Below are 16,556 nucleotides of genomic sequence, written 5' to 3'. Positions count from 1 at the left end.
TTAGGGACTAATCCGGTCGATTTATCGCTTCCGGCGCTGCCAATTCCCGAAACGGACAGAATGGCTGTCCTTTTCCGCGCGCACCGGGCCGGAAAGGCTGACCTGCTCCCAGACCCGCGAATCGGGTGCCGGAAACACGGTGTCGCCGTCGATATCAGCCTGAACCTCGGTGATCAGCAGCTCGTCGGCGACCTCCATTGCCTGGCGGTATATCTCGCCTCCGCCGATCACCGAAATCTTTTGAGCGCCTGTCTGCGCGACAATGTCGCATGCCCGGGCAATCGCGGCTTCAAGGGTTGCGAACACCTCGACCCCTTCAGCCTCAAAACCTGAACGTGAGACGACGATATTGGCGCGCCCCGGCAGCGGACGGCCAATCGACTGAAAGGTCTTTCGGCCCATGATCACCGGTGCGTCGAGGGTCGCTGCCTTGAAGTGCTTGAGATCGGATGGCAGCCGCCAAGGCATGTCGCCATCGCGGCCGATGACGCCATTTTCGGCACGGGCCACAACAATCTGGATCTTCGGTCTATTCATCGGCATTTCCGGCATGCTTGCGCTCGGGCAGATACTTGAACCACTTCCGCCCAATGGCCTTCTCCACGTCGATGTCAAAGCGCTCGGCGATCAAAAAGACCTGGGCCATGCAGTCTGCGAGTTCATCCTCAAGCTGCTGCCGGATTTGAGCTTCGGGGTCACCCTTCTGACGCCCGCGCCCGGTCAAACGGAGCCATGCCTGAAGCAGTTCCCCGGTCTCTTCCTGCATCTTGAGAAAGTACCAGTCGTCGTCGCGGCGCACATTGCAGTTTTTTGCGTAGATCCGTGAAACGGCTTCCACCTCCTGCTGGATCTCGTGCAACTCCACGGTCACACCGCAATCGGCGCGGAAATTGCCGGATGCGGGTCGTAGCCCTCGAGTTTGAAATCGTCGTAGGTGAAGGCGAAGAGATCGGTGATTTCGGGATTGATGCGCATCACCGGCAAGGTCCGGGACTCCCGTGAGAGCTGGAGATGCGCCTGATCGAAGTGGTTCTTATAGAGATGCGCGTCCCCCAGAGTGTGGACAAAATCACCCGGTTTGAGGCCTGTGACCTGCGCCACCATCATGGTCAGAAGTGCATAAGACGCGATGTTGAAGGGCACGCCCAGGAAGATGTCGGCCGAGCGCTGGTAGAGTTGGCAGGAGAGCTTGCCGTCGGCGACATAGAACTGGAACAGGCAATGGCAGGGCGGCAGCGCCATCTCGTCGACCTCGGCCGGGTTCCAGGCGGAAACGATATGCCGGCGCGAGGACGGATTGGTCTCGATCTGGCGCACAACATTTGCGATTTGGTCTATCGTGGTGCCATCCGGCGCCGGCCAGGAGCGCCACTGCGCCCCATAGACCGGGCCCAGATCGCCATTCTCATCGGCCCACTCATCCCAGATCGAGATGCCATTGGCCTTGAGATAGGCGATGTTGGTGTCGCCCTTCAGGAACCACAGAAGCTCATGGATGATCGAGCGAAGATGTAGCTTCTTCGTTGTCAGCGCGGGGAATCCCGCTGCGAGGTCAAACCGCATCTGGTGACCGAACACGCTTAAGGTTCCAGTGCCGGTCCGGTCATCCCGGTCAAAGCCCTGGTCGAGAACCAGGCGCAGAAGGTCGTGATATTGCTGCATGGGTACCGCTTGATGATTCGCCAAACATCATTGTTAGAGCACCTGTCGGCGCACGGGAACCGGCAACCCTTGATGTTCCACGGTTTGGCTAGCGGTCGAAGGCGCTCAGGCCTGTTGAAACAGCCATTCGGACATCCGGCCGATTTCGGTGCCGAATGCAAAAGCCCCGCCCCGGCGTTTCAAACCGGAGCGGGGCTTGATCAGGTGTTCAACGACTAGAGGTCGCCGAGCTTGCCCAGTTCCTTGGCAACCAGGTAGTAGAAGGTAACTCGGGCCTTGGAATTGTCGGCCTTCATCATCTCGCAGACCTTGGCAACGGCGTCATCGGCGGCAGCGCCAGTGACACCAAGTTTCTTGCCGCACCATTTTTCAGAAACGCGCGCCAGTTCTGACGGGTCTGAACAGGCAACCATGGAAGCGTCGCGGCTTCTCAGCGCAATACCGAGATGCTTGACAATCTTGCCGATGGTTTCGTCGGATGCGCCGGCATCATATTTCTTCACATCGGCTGCGTAGTCGGTCATGTCTCTTCCCCTTTTTTGAAAGCCGGCGCGCTCAACGCTGCTTTCCTGCTAAAATACAATATCCGCATGTTTGGCATGCGCATTGCCGGTGTCAATAGCGCTGCACGTGCAGCGGACCTTTTCAAAAGGTTTGCGTGCACCTATATAGGAGGTGCTGCGCAAGCAGCTATGACAATAAATGAGCGTTGCAATAAACCATTCGGACCCGGGGGCGGTACCCGGCGCCTCCACCATGATCCGGCGATCACGCCAAGCGGCCAGCGGCCGGATGATGATGGGGGCGAAACAGGATCGACGAGGGTGTAAAGAGCGACTTTTTGTTCGGCATTGTACCACCGTTATCGGGCTAAACTTTTAGTTGCAAACGACAACTATGCGGAAGCTCGTCTCGCTGCCTAATGGCGGTGTGACACTTCAAATTAAGTCCTAGAGGGTCGCACTTCTAGGCGGGGTTCGGAGGTACCTGGCAACAGAAACCTCCACTTCCTTTTTGTTGGTGCATACCGATCTTCATGTGCGCGGCTTTCCGGAACGCCCTGTTTGCGCTTATAAAGGATCAGGTTGACTCGCAGGCTCCGGCAGGGGTTGCCTTACAGGATTGATGGCCGGAACCGGAACTTCGGCCTTTGAACAGACAGACGCCCCGCGCGGGCAATGTTACAGGAAAGAAAGCGCTGATGCCGCAAGACCATATCCGATACGACATTCTTGCCCAGGACGCACTGCGCGGCGTTATCCGCAAGGTTCTGTCCGAGGTCGCGGCGACCGGTTACCTGCCCGGCGACCATCATTTCTTCATCACGTTTCTGACCGAAGCGCCCGGCGTACGGATTTCGACCCAGCTCAAGGAGCGTTATCCGGAGCAGATGACGATTGTCGTTCAGCACCAGTTCTGGGATCTGAAAATCAGCGAATCGCAATTCGAAATCGGCCTGTCTTTTTCCGACAAGCCGGAAAAACTTGTGGTGCCGTTTTCCGCCATTCGCGGTTTTTATGACCCTTCGGTCAATTTCGAGCTTGAGTTCGACACCGTTCTTGAAGACGCAGCCAATGATGGCGGCGACCAGGATGGTGACGAGCGCAACGAACTGGCGAGCACCATCGAGCGGCTGGTCGAGCCGTCCGCCAAGGATGACGCGGCCACCGGTGAGGATGCAGAGACTGGCGACGAAGGCGAGGACGGCGACAAGAAGCCCGGCGCCGACGTGGTGTCGCTCGACTCCTTCCGCAAGAAAAACTGACGGTCACGCGGCATGAGCGGTGATGTGGTCAATCTCAGGATGGCGCGCAAACACCGCGACCGCGCAACCAAGGAAGCCACAGCCGAACGCAACCGCTTCGAGCATGGCCGCACCAAGGCCGAGCGCGATCTGGCACGGGCCAAGAACGACAAGGCCGCACGCGACCATGACGCTTCGCGCCGCGAGCCTGACACCCCGAAACGCTGAATGATGCGCCCGGCAGACAAACCGGCAACCATGCGCAAGCACTCGGTGAGCATTCGCGGCCACCGCACCAGCATCACCCTAGAAAACGCCTTCATGGCGGCGCTCCGGCAGATGGCCGATGAGCGCGGCCTTGCCGTTGCCGCGTTGATTGCCGAAATCGACAGCGCCCAGGAGACCCCCGGCAATCTGTCCTCGGCTATCCGTGTGGCTGTGCTTGATTGGGCGCTCGCCTCGGCAAATGATCGCAAGAGCAGCAACGGCTGAGCGGGCATGCAGTCAGGCAGATGCTGAAACCAAAAGCGCACCCGGCTGAAAACGGGAAATCAGCCGTCCGGCGCGATCAGGCTGCGGATCGGATCGCCAACACCGGGCAGGTTTTCAAAGCGCAGTTGCGGCAAGCTGCTTGGAGCCGGCTCATTGGCGAGCGCGGACGGCGGCTCGGGCAAGGGGTCAGGCGCGGCTCCGGCTGAGGGGGCGGGCAAAGGCCGGCGTTCGATCAAAGGCGGATCACCGCTCTCCTCTTGAGTCCCTTCGATTGCGGCTTCTTCCGCGGCCCGGATCGCTGCCTCTTCAGCCGCCGCAGCGGCTTCGCTGGCCCTGCGGGCTTCTTCCGCCGCGAGCATTTCCGACACCTCGGCGGCCAGCCGCGCGGCTTCCTCCGCAGCAAGCCGTTCGGCCTCCTCAGCGGCAAGCCGCGCCGCTTCTTCGGCGGCCAAACGCTGCGCCTGGCGTTCATTCAACAGCGCAACTTCGCGGCGCAGGCGCTGCTTTTCGACGACCCCCGCCTGCAGCAACTCGACCTCACGGCGCTCCCGCTCAAAGGCGCGCATCGAAAGATAGGTGCTCATTTGCGCCGCATCGATTGAGAGCGCGGGATCAACCAGCAACCCGTTGACGCCCAGCACTACGGACGGATCGCCGCCGGCAATCGCCTCAACACCCGGCTCAAAGGCCAGGCGCCAGTCCGATTGCAGACGCAGACCAAGCAGATCCACACGCGCATCACCAGAGAGCGTGGCGTCGCCATCGGTGAATTCGGTATTGGAAAAGCGCATCACACCGCCGGTCAGAGTAAAGGGCAATTTGAGTGTTTCGGCACGGACCTCTCCACCGGTCATGAAACCCGCGACCATGGTGCTGACCGTGCTGGTGTCGATCTCGAACCCTTCCCGGTCCGCAGCTCCCGTTATGCGCGGGAATGCCCCCGGATCGATGCCTTCGACAACGAGATCGCTGATCACAAACTCACCACCGCCCGCAAGCGAGGCGACCAGATCACGGATCGAGCTGCCGGTGCCTTCGAGGCTGACGTCCGCATCGAACGTTCCGCCCAGTGCCGCCTTGCCGTGAATTGCCCGGTCCAGCGCGGAAAGATCGGCCCCACTGACCCGGACCCGGCCCAGCAGAAACGCAGTGCCGTCTGAATTGGTCAGCGTCATGTCACCACCCAGACGCCCGCCGAACCAACGGCCATCAACACCCAGCAGCGCGACGGCGCCATTCCCGGTGTTCAGCTCCGCGCTGAAATCCGTGGCAATGCCAGCACGCCCCAGGTCGATACGGCCAGCCTGAAGCGCTATGCGCATCTCCGGCATCGTGGCCGACGGCGGCAGGAACGGCACCGAACTCCAGGCAGCCCCATCGGAACCGCCAGATTCGGCACCGAGCGACGGGCCCAGGGCAAGTTCGCCGAGCCAGTCGAGACCGGCCTGATCGACCTTGAGGCGCCCATCGCCCGAAAGCGGGTCTGATCCGCGGTTGAAACTGAGCAGCCCGGAAAATGTGTTGCCCGCCACCGTACCCTCAAGTCCGGACAGCACCACGGTGGTACCATCGAGCCCGAGGCTTGCGGTCATCGACATATCCGAACCAGCGCCGGCCTGGGGCAGCGGCAGCGAGAACAGGATGGCGAATGGTTCGATGTCCTGAGCCTCAAGACCCACGTCAAACAGCCCGGTCGCCAGGCCGTCCGCGGAAATGGCACCATTGCCATCCAGCGTCAGCGAAACCCCCGGGGACGCAAGGGCAGCGTCAATCCTGAGGTCGCCGTCGCCCGACTCGGCGCTGGCATTCATGGTCAGTTGGGCAGGCCCCTCACCTTCCAGCGGCAGCACCGCGAAACCGGCCTGCTCAAGCACCCTGTAGAGTTCGGGATTGTCCAGCCTGAGCGTGATCGCACGCGGCCCGGCGCCACCCGGAATCAGGCCGGAACCGGTGGCGGTGACTGCAATGCCGCCGCCACCGGCCGTGCCATCCACACGCAAGGCAGTTCCCGCGCCTGGGTCGAACTCGAGCTTGATATTGGCGTCGAGCGCGTCAAAGGCATAGCTGTTGGCGCCGAGCCGGCGCACCAGTGAATGGCCGCCAGTAAGCCGGTCGGCCAGCCGGAACAGCCCGTCTGCGCTGGCCGCATTGATCTGCCCCTCGATCACACCGGTGGGTGTTTCGTCGATGCCGGTCAGCGTGGCTGAAAAAGATCCGGCAGCCCCCGCCAGGTCTTCGAACGTCACCCGGTCCAGGGTCAGTTCACCATCGCGCCAGATGAGCGACGTCTCCACACCGGAGGCGCTGTAGGCACCCAAGGTCAAAGTATCGGCGTTGATCCGGGCGGCAACATTGTAGTTGGTCAAGAGCCCGCCCTGATCCTCTCCACCGCCAGCCAGAACCGCGAGCGCGCGTGCAGCTTCGACATCGAAGGTGTCGCCGGAGAGCTCGAGAGAGAGCGACGGACGGCCATTGGCCGGCAATTGCTGCTCGAGGCGGCCCTTGAGCAGCGCCGGCCCGATGGCGACCTCCAGCGCTTCAAAGCGCTGCAGGGCTGCCGAAAGGCTGACATTTGCAGAAAAGCCTGCCGCACCCAGACGCCGGATGACCGGATCGACCTCTCCCACCAGCCAGTTGGCCAGTCCCGAGGGCTGGTTGGAAGCCACGGTGAGCGATCCGTTGAAATTCGCATCGGCGCCGGAAGCAAGCCGGCCACGCGCCTCGACCACGGTGCGGCCGGGAAGATTTGCGGAGAAACTGTCGATCAGCCAGGCAGCGCCGTCGGGACGGGCCTGCAGCTGGATCTCGCGCAGCGTGGTGCCGCCCGCAACGATCGCCGGCAGATTGAGCGAAATCCGGCCCGGCAGGGGTGGCGGCGGCAAGCGGTCAATCAGCGCGTTGAAGACGGCGAACCGCTCCGCAAGCGACACCGGGGCGACCGTGGCATCCGCGGCGGCAGACTGTGTGTCGCCTTGAGCCTGATCGGCTCCAAGCCGGTCCATGTTGATCTGCTGGCCATCGGCGATGAGCAAGAAATCAGGGTTCGGGCCGGTGTCGATTGTGGCCTGCCCGGTCACGATATAGGGATCATCGGACAGACCAATTTCAGCGCGCCATTCCTCAATCGACAGACGTTCATTGGTGGCCGCGAAATCCCCCTTGGCAACAATCAGCGGCCGGACTGGACTGGTGCCGGCGCCATTGTCATCGGGAAAGGCGGAAAAATTGAACAACCCGTCATACAGCGGCTTGCTGTCGGCGATCCGGGCTTCGCCTTCGGTTTCCAGAAACACAGGCCACTGATCGGGCGCGACCCGCATCCGCATCCGGATTGAGCCGTCATCGCGGGCAAGACCGGTGGAGATCGAGACGCCTCCACGCTGACCGGCGATCGCGCCCTCGGCTTCAATCACCCAGGGGCCTGACAGCGAGCCAGCCTTGACCCGAGCGTTGATGTCGCGGATCTGGTGGGTGCGGCCGTTCTGCTCGTCCACGATTGTGATGTTCGCATTGTTGACGGTGACATTTTCAAGCACCACCGTATCGCCCGGTGTCGTCGGCTTGCGCTTGAGCGCCCAGTCAAGGCTTCCATCTTCGAGAATGCGCACCGCCACATCTGGATTTTCGACGCGCATATCGATGATACGCACCTCACCGCTCAAAAAGGGTGCCAGCTCAGCGTCCATTGAAAACCGGCTGATGGTCATTGCCGGTTCGCCGTCATCGCCTACGACAACATCGGAAAAGGTGACAGAGGGAAAGGGCAGCAGCCGCGCATCGGCCTCACCGCGAACCTTGACCTGCTGGCCGACAATGCGGCTCGCCTCGGCCTCAAAAGCCGTGCGGTAGCTCGTCCAGTCAATGAAATACGGGGCGATGAGCGCTGAAAACAGCGCCAGCACCAACAGGCCGCCAACGGTGACAAAGACGCGGACCAGCTTTCATTCCTCCTTTGACCGGCCCCGGCCAATCTGGCGGTTCCGACGATTGCGAACCTTGACGGCCGCCGTGACTGGACCGGGCGGCAGGCGCTTACGGGTCGAACGAAAACACCTTGCCCGGATTCATGATGTTTTTGGGGTCCAGCGCCTGCTTGATCTGCCGCATGACGCTGACACCCTCGCCCATTTCCAGAGACAGATACGGCCGCTTGCCCTGCCCTATTCCGTGCTCGCCAGTGCAGGTGCCGTCCATGGCCAGCGCGCGGGCGTTGAGCCGCCCGACAAAGGCCTCGGCGGCTGCAATCTCGGCCGGATTTTCGGTGTCCATGAGCACCAGAACATGGAAATTGCCATCTCCTGCATGGCCGACAATCGGCGCGATCAATCCGGTGGACGCTATGTCCTCCTGGGTCTCGGTCACGCATTCGGCAAGCCGCGAGATCGGCACGCAGACATCGGTTGAGATACCCTTGGCGCCCGGGCGCAGTTGCAGTGCCGCCCAATAGGCATTGTGGCGGGCCTTCCACAGTTCAGTGCGCCGTTCAGCTTCCTTGGTCCACTGGAACTCACCGCCGCCGCAATCCGCGGCAATCTCGGCGAACAGTTCCGCCTGTTCGGCAACCCCGGCATCGGTGCCGTGAAACTCCAAAAACAGCGTCGGGCCTTCCGGGTAGGACAAGCCGGAGTAAGCATTGCAGGCCTTCATCTGTAGCGCATCCAGAAGTTCGATCCGGGCAACGGGAATGCCCATCTGGATGGTCATGATGACAGCATTGCAGGCAGCTTCGACAGTTGGGAACGGGCAGACACCGCCGGAGATCGCCTGGGGGATGCCCTGCAGCCTGAGCGTGACCGAGGTGAGCACGCCGAGCGTGCCTTCAGAACCGACAAACAGCCGGGTGAGATCGTATCCGGCAGAGGATTTGCGGGCACGGCGGGCGGTGCGGATTTCTTCGCCCGATGCCGTCACCGCCGTCACGGCTATCACATTGTCGCGCATGGTACCGTAGCGCACCGCGTTGGTGCCTGAAGCGCGCGTCGCAGTCATGCCGCCGATCGAGGCGTTGGCGCCGGGATCGATCGGGAAGAACAGTCCGGTGTCGCGCAGATCGGAATTGAGCTGCTCGCGGGTCACACCCGGCTCGACCGTGCAGTCGAGATCCTCGGCATTGACCTGAAGCACCCGGTTCATGCGGGCCATGTCGATGGAGATCCCGCCATGGGGCGCATTGACCTGGCCTTCAAGCGACGAGCCGGCGCCAAAGGGAATGACCGGGACCTGATGATCGGCGCAGGCGCGCACGATCATTTTCACGTCATCGGCTGATTCGGGAAAAACCACCGCATCGGGCGACTGTCCGGGGATATAGGTGGTGGTGTGAGCATGCTGGGCGCGCAACGCCTCACCGGTCTGCAGCCGGTCCCCGAGCCGTTGCCGCAACACACCGATGACGGTTTCGATCCCCGCCTCGTTGCGGAAACCGGCCTCGACATTGCTCAAACCCATCAAATCTGCTCCCATAATACATCTGCAGCGTTTACCGCTTTCGTAGCCAAGTGCTTGCCGCACAAGTGTGTTCAGGTAATGTGCAAACTGCGGCGCACTTGTCCAGCCCAAGCTGGTCTTGCGCATGGAATAGTAAGGGAGAGAGCATGTCATTCGACGCTCCGGTGATCGCGCCCACGCGCGGACTGGACCCGGCCTGGCTCGATTACAACGGCCATCTCAACATGGCCTACTACAATGTGCTGTTCGACAAGGCTGTCGACCATGCATTTGCGCTGATTGGCAGCGGGCCGGACTATCTCAAATCACGCAATATGAGCTTTTTCACGGCGGAAGCACATGTGTGCTACCTGCGCGAGCTCAAGCCCGATGCACAGGTCAATACCTCGGTGCAGCTTCTCGATCACGACGCCAAGCGACTGCATTTCTATCAGGAAATCCGTCATGTCGAGGGCTGGGTTTCTGCGACGTCCGAAACGCTGCTGCTGCATGTCGACATGAGCGGGCCGCGCGCGGCCGAAATGCCTCAAGACATTTTCGCCAAGGTCTCGGAGATGGCCGAAGCGCACGCCAGTCTGCCGCGGCCGGAACGGGCCGGCCGTTCGGTGCAGATCGTGCGCAAAGATTCGCGTGGTTCCGCATAGGACATGCTCGACATCCTCCGCGCCACGCCAGCACGCATAAAGCAATGGGTCACCCCCAACATCCGCGCCTATCTCGAGAACAGGCAGCCGATGATCTGGGCGTTGTCGCTGCTGATCGGGCTGTCGGTTGCGCTGGCGGCGATCGCGTTTCGATGGCTGATCGGGGTGGTGCAGCTCTATTGGCTTGGCGACAGCTCGGAACAGGTTTTCTCCGCGGCCCGGAACACTCCCTGGTACATGATCCTCGCCGGACCCTTGATCGGCGGCGTGGTGGTCGGTGTGATCATCTGGAAATTCCTGCCCTCGCGGCGTACCGGCGGCGTGGCCGATGTGATCGAGGCGCGGGCGCTGGCCGGACGGCGGCTGTCGTTGCGCGAAGGCATCATCAGCGCGTTTGCCACGGCGTTCTCGCTCGGTGCAGGGGCCAGTGCGGGCCGCGAAGGCCCGGTGATCCATCTGGGCGCGACGCTGGCGAGCGCGATGGGGCAACGCCTGTCGCTGCCCGACTGGTCGCGCCGTACATTGCTGGCCGCAGGCGTTGCCTCGGCGATTTCGGCAAGCTTCAACGCCCCCATTGCCGGGGTGCTGTTTGCCCATGAGGTGATCCTCGGGCATTACGCCATGCGCGCCTTCGTGCCGATCGTGATCTCGTCCGCCGCCGGCGCAATCCTGTCGCGAGCCTGGTTTGGCGATGCCGCCGCCTTCATCGTGCCCGAATACCAGATCACCTCCTATTTCGAGTTTCCCGCCTTTGCACTGCTCGGCGTGGTCTGTGCCCTGGTGGCGGTGGCATTTCAGTTCGCGCTGTTTGCCGCCGACTATGTTGCCCGGCGCTCGCCGGTCCCGGTCTGGGCCCTGCCGATCATCGGCGGGGTGATGGTCGGGCTGATGGGCATTGCCTTTCCGCACATTCTCGGTGTCGGCTACGAGACCACGGATCTGGCGCTTTGGGGGCAATTGCCGCTGGTCCTGATGCTGACCCTGATCGTGATGAAGACGCTGGCGACCGCCATCACGCTGGCCGCGCGCTTCGGCGGCGGCATCTTTTCGCCCTCGCTCTATCTCGGCGCCATGACCGGTGGGGCATTCGGGCTGATTGCAGCGGGCGTGTTTCCCGATCTCGCATCAAGCGAAGCGCTCTATTCCATCCTCGGCATGGGCGCGGTGGCGGGCGCGGTTCTGGGCGCGCCGATCTCGACCACGGTGATCGTGTTCGAGCTGACCGGTGGCTACGCCTTGTCGATCGCGCTGCTGCTGACGGTGGCCATTGCGCACGGCATCACCCAGGCGCTGCACGGGCATTCCTATTTCCAGTGGCAGTTGGAAATGCGCGGGCTTTTCGTCCAGGACGGGCCGCACCGGACTGTGCTGAGAAATGTCCGGGTGATGGATTTCATGACCCTGCCGGAGGACGGCGCGGAGACCGCCTATTTCGATCCCGAGGCGGGCACGACGGCACTGAAACTGACCGACACACTGGAAACCGCATTGCGTGCCTTCGATGCCGGAGGTCATACCCGATTGCCAGTGGTGGCCGAGGGCAGCGATGAGGATGGCCGGATCATCGGCTGGGCCGAGCAGGTCAAGGCGGTGAGCCATTTCAACCGGCGCCTGATCGCAGCCAGCGAGGAAGAACACCGCTGACAAATGCCGCCCGCCGACTGGTTCCTGCGCACAAAAAGCTATACCGCTGGTCTGTGACCCAATCCTGCTTGCCTGCGGCACCGGCAGGTTAATAGCTTCTAACATCGCATCAAGCGCCCCTAAACTTGGAGACACATCATGCAGACTTTCACAGCGGCGCTGGCCGCCGTCGGGATCTACGCGGCACTCAACATGGCGATCCTGATCTGGATCTCGATCGAAACCGGGCGGTTGCGCGGCAAGCACAAGGTCTCGATCGGTGATGGCGGGGTGGAGCACCTCGTCCGGATCATGCGTGGCCACGCCAATGCGGTGGAGAACATGCCAATGTTCTTCGTGCTGATACTGACCGGCGCGCTTCTGGGCATGCCGGTGCTGGCAGCCCATGTGCTGGGCGCCGCCTTCACCATCGGCCGTGGCCTGCATGCCTGGCATTTCATTCAGGAAGACGCGCCCGGCTGGCAGCGCGCCAGCGGTTTTTCCCTTTCATTTCTGGCTCAACTGGTGCTGCTGATCGGGCTATTGGCGCATGGAGTGATGGCTCTGGCGGGCTGACCAATCACGCCAGACAGGGCGCGATGCAGCAAGGACGCAGGATCAACCGGTGATCCTGCCCTTGAGCGCAAGTGCGGGCATGGGTTTGGTCGCGTTGGCGACAAAATAGCGATCCCGGCCGCTGCGCTTGGCCTGATAGAGCGCCTCATCGGCAAGCTTGACCGTGCTCTCAAGGCTATTGCCGTCGCGGTGGACAGCGCAGCCTATGCTCACCGTAAGAGCAATGTCATTGCCGCCAATCACCCTGCCCTCTTCCCGCACCAGATCGCAAAGACGGTTGGCGGCCGCCGCGGCTTCGCTTTCTGTTGCTCCGGGGAGAAAAACACCGAATTCCTCGCCGCCCAAGCGTCCGATCAGGGCCTCTCCGCAAACCCCTTTTCGCAGGATTTCGGCCATTTTCCTGAGCGCTTCATCGCCAACATCATGGCCGTGGGTGTCGTTTATCTTCTTGAAGTGGTCGGCATCGATCATCATAAATGCCCCACCTGAGGGCAGAGCGTCCCTTGTCTTGCCAAGCAGGTAAGCGCGCGTCAGCACGCCTGTGAGCGTATCGTAGCGGATGTATTGATCAACCTTGTCGATGGTCAGGGCCTGAACCCGAAACAGGTTGAGGATCAAAATCGCGATGGGAGGCGTGATCAGCAGCGGAATCAGCACCGCCGGGAAAAAGGCGATTGCGAAGACGCCGAGGTAGGGCCAGCCGAAAAACACAAAGGGAATGGCGAAGGTGAGAACCGGGATCATCACCGCAAAGCCGGTGGTGATGGCCGCCAGCTTGTAGACCTGACGCATGGTCCGAATTTCAAAGATTTTCTCGATGCGCATGGATCCAGACACCGTGCCGCTTGCCGTTTTCTTGTCCCAAAGCCTAACGGGCAAGTTCTAAGGAAACCTGAAACCGGACTGGCCGCGCCTATTCGGGTGCGGCCTGCCCGGTTGTTCCGGCCGATCAGGACAGCGCGCGTTTCAATGCCGGGATGCGCTGAAGGATCAGGACATCCAGTGCCAGGACTGCGAGCAGCGTGATCCCTGCCATCGGGAAGGCCAGCGAGACGGCGAGTGCGACCAGCATGGCGCCCTGCCACAGCGGCATGTCGCGGGGCAGCGGCGGGGCGGCCAGCCGCAGGCTTCCCGCCGGACGCCGCTTCCACCACATGGCGATGCTGCTGACACACAGAAACAGCACCGAGAGACAGACCAGCGTGTTGGCCAGAACGCTCCACAGGCCCATGGTTCCCATGTGCAACGCAATTCCCACCGCCATCGCCTTGCCGGCAAGCGAGTAGTTCTCATAGCGCACATCGGCGAGAATGTTGCCGGTGTGGCGGTCGACGTGGACGGTGCGGTCCGAGGTCGGATCGGTGGAATCGGTGCTCATGGAATCGCGGCTGAAGGTGTAGACGCCGGTTGGCGATGCCGGCACATTCATCTGGTAGCGCCCGTCAAAGCCGATCCGGCGGGCGAGCGCGTCCATGCTGTCGATGCTGACCGTGGTTCCGGGTTCAAGCGCAGGCTCACCGGCATCGCTGCCCGAGGCGGGCATCGGGGTGAGTTCAAGCGCCCAGGGCACCTCCTTGGGGCCGTGGTTCATCGAGGCATGGGTGTCATCCGACAAGGGCACATTGTCCCATTTCTCCGCCGGGAACTGGCTCCAGGCCTGGACCATCTTTTCGCCCCAGACACCGGCCCAGGAGAGACCGGAGACCAGGAAGAAGACCAGAAACAGCGAGATCCAGATGCCGATCACGCCGTGCGCCGAGCGCCACATGGCGCGCCCGCCGCGCCCGAGCTGCGGGATCAGGGTGGCGCGCCAGCCCAGCCCGCGCGGCCACCACATGTAGAGGCCCGAGGCAATCAGCACCATGCCGAGCGAGGCGGCGGTCTCGATCATCCGGTCGCCGGTGACGCCGAGCACCAGATCGCTGTGCATGTTGTCGAAGAAATCATACCAGCCGCTGCGGCGCGGGAACATGTCGAGCACCTTCGCCGTGTAGGGATCGATGACGACCATGGTCGCCACGCCGTCGAGATCGACGCGGAAGATGGCGGCGAGATCCTCGCTGCGCGGGGCGACATATTGCTTGAGCGTGCCGCCCGGCACCGCCGCAACGGCTGCCTGCGCCTGTGCTGACACCGGCAGCGCGGCCTGCTGCGCCACGACCGCCGTGCGTTCGCCGTCACGGCCGTCAATATGGGCGATCCAGGTCATGCCCATGCCGGTGATGGCGAGCATGATGAAGAATGGAATGACATAGAGCCCGGCATAGAAATGCCAGCGCCAGGCGGCGAGATAGAGTTTGTTGGGGCGCACCGGCGTGTCCGCCTGCCCGGATGCGATTTGGGTATCGATCGAGACCATCAGTCTCTCCTGTGATGTGATTGTTGTGCTCAAATGCGTGCGCAAACGGCCCCGGCCGGTCAGGCGGGGCGGCAGCGATGCATGCTCATCGGGTCAATCAGGAGAGACGGGGCGGGGCGCGGGCGAACCGGCTCGAATGAACGCCGCCGGCAGACAGCAGAATGCGTTCGAAGGCCTGGGTTTCAGACAGGCCGAGCGGTATCACGGCAAGTGTGGGAACCGCGCTGGAGACGGCGGCGGGGTGCATCTGCATCGCCCAGTCGCACGGAGTGTGCGCGGGTGTATCACCCTGATCGCCCTGGTCCGGGCCGGGGGCCCGATCAAGATCAAGCGAAAGGCCGAGGCTCGCGGTCCCCTCGCCGGTGCAGATTATGATCCCGATGCCGTCGCCCGAAATGCGCGGCATGGTGTGGGCCGAGAAGAAGGACGCCAATAGCAGCGGCGCAAACAGCAACGCCACGACAAGCCGTCGTATCTCGAGATCGCGGAACACCATCATCATGACACAGGTCTATAGTTGTGAAGAGACCCGCCGGGAACATGAAATTTCGCAGTGCAGGCACCAGGACGGCGCTGCTTGCTCTCAATCGGGAACCGAACCCACAACATCGACCGCAAGCAATTCCGGACCGGAGGCGATGGAGGCGGTTGCCATGCCGGTGCCGGGCTCAAGGCTGTCCTCGAGGTTGGCGGCAACTCTTTCAAAGCTGGTGGACAGGCTCTGGCCGATGACGCCGACACCGCTGAAGAGCGCCAGCGACAGCACTGCTGCGATCAGACCATATTCGATGGAGGTGGCGCCGGCCCGGTCGGCCAAGGCGCGGGTGCAAAGTTTCTTCCTCATGAAGCCCCTCTTTGACAAGTCCCAAAACTTCCGAATCACTCATTGACCGGAACCCGTAAAATGCTGCTGAACCTGTTAAGAAACTGTTTACGGGTGGGGCCGGCACCGTTTCGGGGCTTTACGGTGCCGGAGATGTGAGTGGAGGCGCGTTCCCGGGCGGAGCAAAGCGGCACCCGCCCCGCGCGCAACCGGCTCAGACGCGGTTCCGGTCCGGCGTCGGGCCCAGCGCCGCGGCAATCGCATTGCGCGATTGCTGGCGCCGGACGGCGGGGCTCAACCACTTGTCGCGCGCGGGGCCCGAGACCTGAGGCGTGATCCGGGTGGCGACCATCATGGCATTCGCAAACACGTTCAGCATGGCTCTCTCCTGCTCTGGCTGTTGCGATGGGAAAACCTTACGCATCGCCCTACATTCAACAAATCGAAATAATTTGCCTCTTATGATGATTTTTTCTGAATATCGATGTGTGCCATGATGCTGACGCTGGCCTGTTGCCGATGCTCGAGCGGGGCGAGATCGACATCCTGCTCGCCACCCACAGCCCGGACCAGGTCAAGGGCCGGATCGCGCGCTACGAGCCGCTGCACTGGGTGGCGGCGCCCGACTATCTCGACGATCCCGAACAGCGGCTGAAGCTGGCGCTGTTTCCGAATGGCTGCGCGGTGCGGCAGGCGGGGCTCAAGGCACTCGAACAGATCGAACGGCCCTGGCGCATCGCCTGCTCGACCCGCAGCGTCGACCTGATCGAGCAGACCGTGCTCAATGGCTCGGCCGTCTCGGTGATGGAAGCCTCGATCCTCCCCGAAAGCTTGCGCATCCTCGACGGCCAGCCCGGCTTCCCGCCGCTTCCCGAGATCGCCATGAGCGTGCACTACCACAAGGCCGCTTGCGGGCCGCATGTCGGGATTTTCGCGGATTATCTGGTGGGGGAGTTGGGGCGGAGCAGGGGGTAGCATGGATTCCGCTCTGGCATCCCGGCACGGCGCAGATACCGCCCGCGGATTTTAGCAATGATCTCTCCACCGTCATGCCGCACCTGATGCGGCATCCAGCCAGCTCAAGTCCTTGAGCTGAATGAGTCTTGCGACCCGGCAGACGCCGGGTCTGCTGGATACCGGGTCAAGCCCGGTATGACGGAGACAAGTTACGGTTACCGTCACCGT

Annotated in this window: 17 protein-coding genes, 1 other RNA gene and 2 pseudogenes; 9 read left to right on the top strand and 11 right to left on the bottom strand. The window is 62.3% G+C overall.

Annotated features, from left to right (window positions below):
• Window positions 1-21: 21 nt before the first annotated feature.
• The 4 genes from HPDFL43_RS07450 to HPDFL43_RS07435 all read right to left on the bottom strand — a co-directional run bounded on the left by HPDFL43_RS07450 (window position 22) and on the right by HPDFL43_RS07435 (window position 2,186).
• Window positions 22-537, bottom strand: a complete 516-nt coding sequence (locus tag HPDFL43_RS07450) for a dihydrofolate reductase (RefSeq protein WP_007196688.1) — start codon at window positions 535-537, stop codon at window positions 22-24.
• On the bottom strand, window positions 530-871 hold the full coding sequence (locus HPDFL43_RS07445; RefSeq protein WP_007196687.1) for a MazG nucleotide pyrophosphohydrolase domain-containing protein: 342 nt from the start codon (window positions 869-871) through the stop codon (window positions 530-532). Before HPDFL43_RS07445 ends, HPDFL43_RS07450 begins: the two co-directional genes overlap by 8 nt.
• Window positions 868-1,662: a thymidylate synthase gene (locus tag HPDFL43_RS07440; RefSeq protein ID WP_007196686.1), complete on the bottom strand. Its 795-nt coding sequence runs from the start codon at window positions 1,660-1,662 to the stop codon at window positions 868-870. Before HPDFL43_RS07440 ends, HPDFL43_RS07445 begins: the two co-directional genes overlap by 4 nt.
• A gap of 215 nt (window positions 1,663-1,877) precedes the next feature.
• Entirely contained in the window at window positions 1,878-2,186 is a 309-nt protein-coding gene (locus HPDFL43_RS07435) for a DUF2853 family protein (protein ID WP_007196684.1), read from the bottom strand.
• Between the two features lie 114 nt (window positions 2,187-2,300).
• Here HPDFL43_RS07435 and ssrA point away from each other — a divergent pair.
• The 5 genes and pseudogenes from ssrA to HPDFL43_RS07420 all read left to right on the top strand — a co-directional run bounded on the left by ssrA (window position 2,301) and on the right by HPDFL43_RS07420 (window position 3,898).
• Window positions 2,301-2,670: a transfer-messenger RNA gene (gene ssrA, locus HPDFL43_RS21630) on the top strand.
• A gap of 193 nt (window positions 2,671-2,863) precedes the next feature.
• Window positions 2,864-3,340: pseudogene (locus HPDFL43_RS07430) on the top strand (SspB family protein); the annotation flags it as partial.
• A pseudogene (locus HPDFL43_RS22420) lies at window positions 3,323-3,427 on the top strand (SspB family protein); the annotation flags it as partial. The pseudogenes HPDFL43_RS07430 and HPDFL43_RS22420, both read left to right, overlap by 18 nt.
• Before the next feature lie 12 nt (window positions 3,428-3,439).
• On the top strand, window positions 3,440-3,634 hold the full coding sequence (locus HPDFL43_RS07425; RefSeq protein ID WP_007196682.1) for a DUF4169 family protein: 195 nt from the start codon (window positions 3,440-3,442) through the stop codon (window positions 3,632-3,634).
• Window positions 3,635-3,898 carry a ribbon-helix-helix domain-containing protein gene (locus HPDFL43_RS07420; RefSeq protein ID WP_007196681.1) on the top strand — a complete coding sequence of 88 codons (264 nt, stop codon included), beginning with the start codon at window positions 3,635-3,637 and terminating at the stop codon, window positions 3,896-3,898.
• A 59-nt stretch (window positions 3,899-3,957) separates the two neighbouring features.
• Here the strand turns inward: HPDFL43_RS07420 and HPDFL43_RS07415 are convergent, their stop codons facing one another.
• On the bottom strand, window positions 3,958-7,806 hold the full coding sequence (locus tag HPDFL43_RS07415) for an AsmA family protein (RefSeq protein WP_342586394.1): 3,849 nt from the start codon (window positions 7,804-7,806) through the stop codon (window positions 3,958-3,960).
• A 124-nt stretch (window positions 7,807-7,930) separates the two neighbouring features.
• Window positions 7,931-9,346: an FAD-binding oxidoreductase gene (locus HPDFL43_RS07410; RefSeq protein WP_040449899.1), complete on the bottom strand. Its 1,416-nt coding sequence runs from the start codon at window positions 9,344-9,346 to the stop codon at window positions 7,931-7,933.
• Window positions 9,347-9,492: 146 nt separating this feature from the next.
• Here HPDFL43_RS07410 and HPDFL43_RS07405 point away from each other — a divergent pair, with 146 nt between their 5' ends.
• The 3 genes from HPDFL43_RS07405 (at window position 9,493) to HPDFL43_RS07395 (ending at window position 12,189) form a co-directional block, all read left to right on the top strand.
• Window positions 9,493-9,990 carry a thioesterase family protein gene (locus HPDFL43_RS07405; RefSeq protein ID WP_007196678.1) on the top strand — a complete coding sequence of 166 codons (498 nt, stop codon included), beginning with the start codon at window positions 9,493-9,495 and terminating at the stop codon, window positions 9,988-9,990.
• Between the two features lie 3 nt (window positions 9,991-9,993).
• On the top strand, window positions 9,994-11,634 hold the full coding sequence (locus HPDFL43_RS07400) for a chloride channel protein (RefSeq protein WP_007196677.1): 1,641 nt from the start codon (window positions 9,994-9,996) through the stop codon (window positions 11,632-11,634).
• Window positions 11,635-11,772: 138 nt separating this feature from the next.
• Window positions 11,773-12,189, top strand: coding sequence for an MAPEG family protein (locus HPDFL43_RS07395; protein WP_007196676.1), 417 nt, complete (start codon window positions 11,773-11,775; stop codon window positions 12,187-12,189).
• Between the two features lie 42 nt (window positions 12,190-12,231).
• On the opposite strand, the gene HPDFL43_RS07390 is transcribed toward HPDFL43_RS07395, so the two are convergent.
• The 5 genes from HPDFL43_RS07390 to HPDFL43_RS21915 all read right to left on the bottom strand — a co-directional run bounded on the left by HPDFL43_RS07390 (window position 12,232) and on the right by HPDFL43_RS21915 (window position 15,750).
• Complete coding sequence (locus HPDFL43_RS07390) at window positions 12,232-13,014, bottom strand: GGDEF domain-containing protein (RefSeq protein WP_007196675.1); 783 nt, start codon at window positions 13,012-13,014, stop codon at window positions 12,232-12,234.
• A 124-nt stretch (window positions 13,015-13,138) separates the two neighbouring features.
• The gene (locus HPDFL43_RS07385; RefSeq protein WP_007196674.1) at window positions 13,139-14,548 is read right to left on the bottom strand and encodes a PepSY-associated TM helix domain-containing protein; all 1,410 of its coding nucleotides are present in this window, start codon (window positions 14,546-14,548) and stop codon (window positions 13,139-13,141) included.
• Window positions 14,549-14,645: 97 nt separating this feature from the next.
• Window positions 14,646-15,050, bottom strand: coding sequence for a hypothetical protein (locus HPDFL43_RS07380; protein WP_007196673.1), 405 nt, complete (start codon window positions 15,048-15,050; stop codon window positions 14,646-14,648).
• 81 nt (window positions 15,051-15,131) lie between these two features.
• Complete coding sequence (locus HPDFL43_RS07375; protein ID WP_007196672.1) at window positions 15,132-15,392, bottom strand: Flp family type IVb pilin; 261 nt, start codon at window positions 15,390-15,392, stop codon at window positions 15,132-15,134.
• Between the two features lie 193 nt (window positions 15,393-15,585).
• Window positions 15,586-15,750: a hypothetical protein gene (locus HPDFL43_RS21915; protein ID WP_007196671.1), complete on the bottom strand. Its 165-nt coding sequence runs from the start codon at window positions 15,748-15,750 to the stop codon at window positions 15,586-15,588.
• 107 nt (window positions 15,751-15,857) lie between these two features.
• On the opposite strand from HPDFL43_RS21915, the gene HPDFL43_RS07370 reads away from it, so the two are divergent.
• The gene (locus tag HPDFL43_RS07370; protein ID WP_007196670.1) at window positions 15,858-16,346 is read left to right on the top strand and encodes a LysR substrate-binding domain-containing protein; all 489 of its coding nucleotides are present in this window, start codon (window positions 15,858-15,860) and stop codon (window positions 16,344-16,346) included.
• Window positions 16,347-16,556 lie beyond the last annotated feature (210 nt).

Source organism: Hoeflea phototrophica DFL-43 (genome assembly GCF_000154705.2).
GTDB lineage: Bacteria > Pseudomonadota > Alphaproteobacteria > Rhizobiales > Rhizobiaceae > Hoeflea > Hoeflea phototrophica.
This window is presented reverse-complemented; position numbering and strand designations above follow the sequence as displayed.

Bases quoted from the DNA above. Each gene is read 5' to 3' on its own strand.
- HPDFL43_RS07410 (WP_040449899.1), bottom strand. From the start codon at position 9,346: ATGGGTTTGAGCAATGTCGAGGCCGGTTTCCGCAACGAGGCGGGGATC.
- HPDFL43_RS07395 (WP_007196676.1), top strand. From the start codon at position 11,773: ATGCAGACTTTCACAGCGGCGCTGGCCGCCGTCGGGATCTACGCGGCA.
- HPDFL43_RS07435 (WP_007196684.1), bottom strand. From the start codon at position 2,186: ATGACCGACTACGCAGCCGATGTGAAGAAATATGATGCCGGCGCATCC.
- HPDFL43_RS07380 (WP_007196673.1), bottom strand. From the start codon at position 15,050: ATGATGATGGTGTTCCGCGATCTCGAGATACGACGGCTTGTCGTGGCG.
- HPDFL43_RS07390 (WP_007196675.1), bottom strand. From the start codon at position 13,014: ATGCGCATCGAGAAAATCTTTGAAATTCGGACCATGCGTCAGGTCTAC.
- HPDFL43_RS07425 (WP_007196682.1), top strand. From the start codon at position 3,440: ATGAGCGGTGATGTGGTCAATCTCAGGATGGCGCGCAAACACCGCGAC.
- HPDFL43_RS07440 (WP_007196686.1), bottom strand. From the start codon at position 1,662: ATGCAGCAATATCACGACCTTCTGCGCCTGGTTCTCGACCAGGGCTTT.
- HPDFL43_RS07420 (WP_007196681.1), top strand. From the start codon at position 3,635: ATGATGCGCCCGGCAGACAAACCGGCAACCATGCGCAAGCACTCGGTG.
- HPDFL43_RS07375 (WP_007196672.1), bottom strand. From the start codon at position 15,392: ATGAGGAAGAAACTTTGCACCCGCGCCTTGGCCGACCGGGCCGGCGCC.
- HPDFL43_RS07405 (WP_007196678.1), top strand. From the start codon at position 9,493: ATGTCATTCGACGCTCCGGTGATCGCGCCCACGCGCGGACTGGACCCG.
- HPDFL43_RS07450 (WP_007196688.1), bottom strand. From the start codon at position 537: ATGAATAGACCGAAGATCCAGATTGTTGTGGCCCGTGCCGAAAATGGC.
- HPDFL43_RS21915 (WP_007196671.1), bottom strand. From the start codon at position 15,750: ATGCTGAACGTGTTTGCGAATGCCATGATGGTCGCCACCCGGATCACG.
- HPDFL43_RS07400 (WP_007196677.1), top strand. From the start codon at position 9,994: ATGCTCGACATCCTCCGCGCCACGCCAGCACGCATAAAGCAATGGGTC.
- HPDFL43_RS07385 (WP_007196674.1), bottom strand. From the start codon at position 14,548: ATGGTCTCGATCGATACCCAAATCGCATCCGGGCAGGCGGACACGCCG.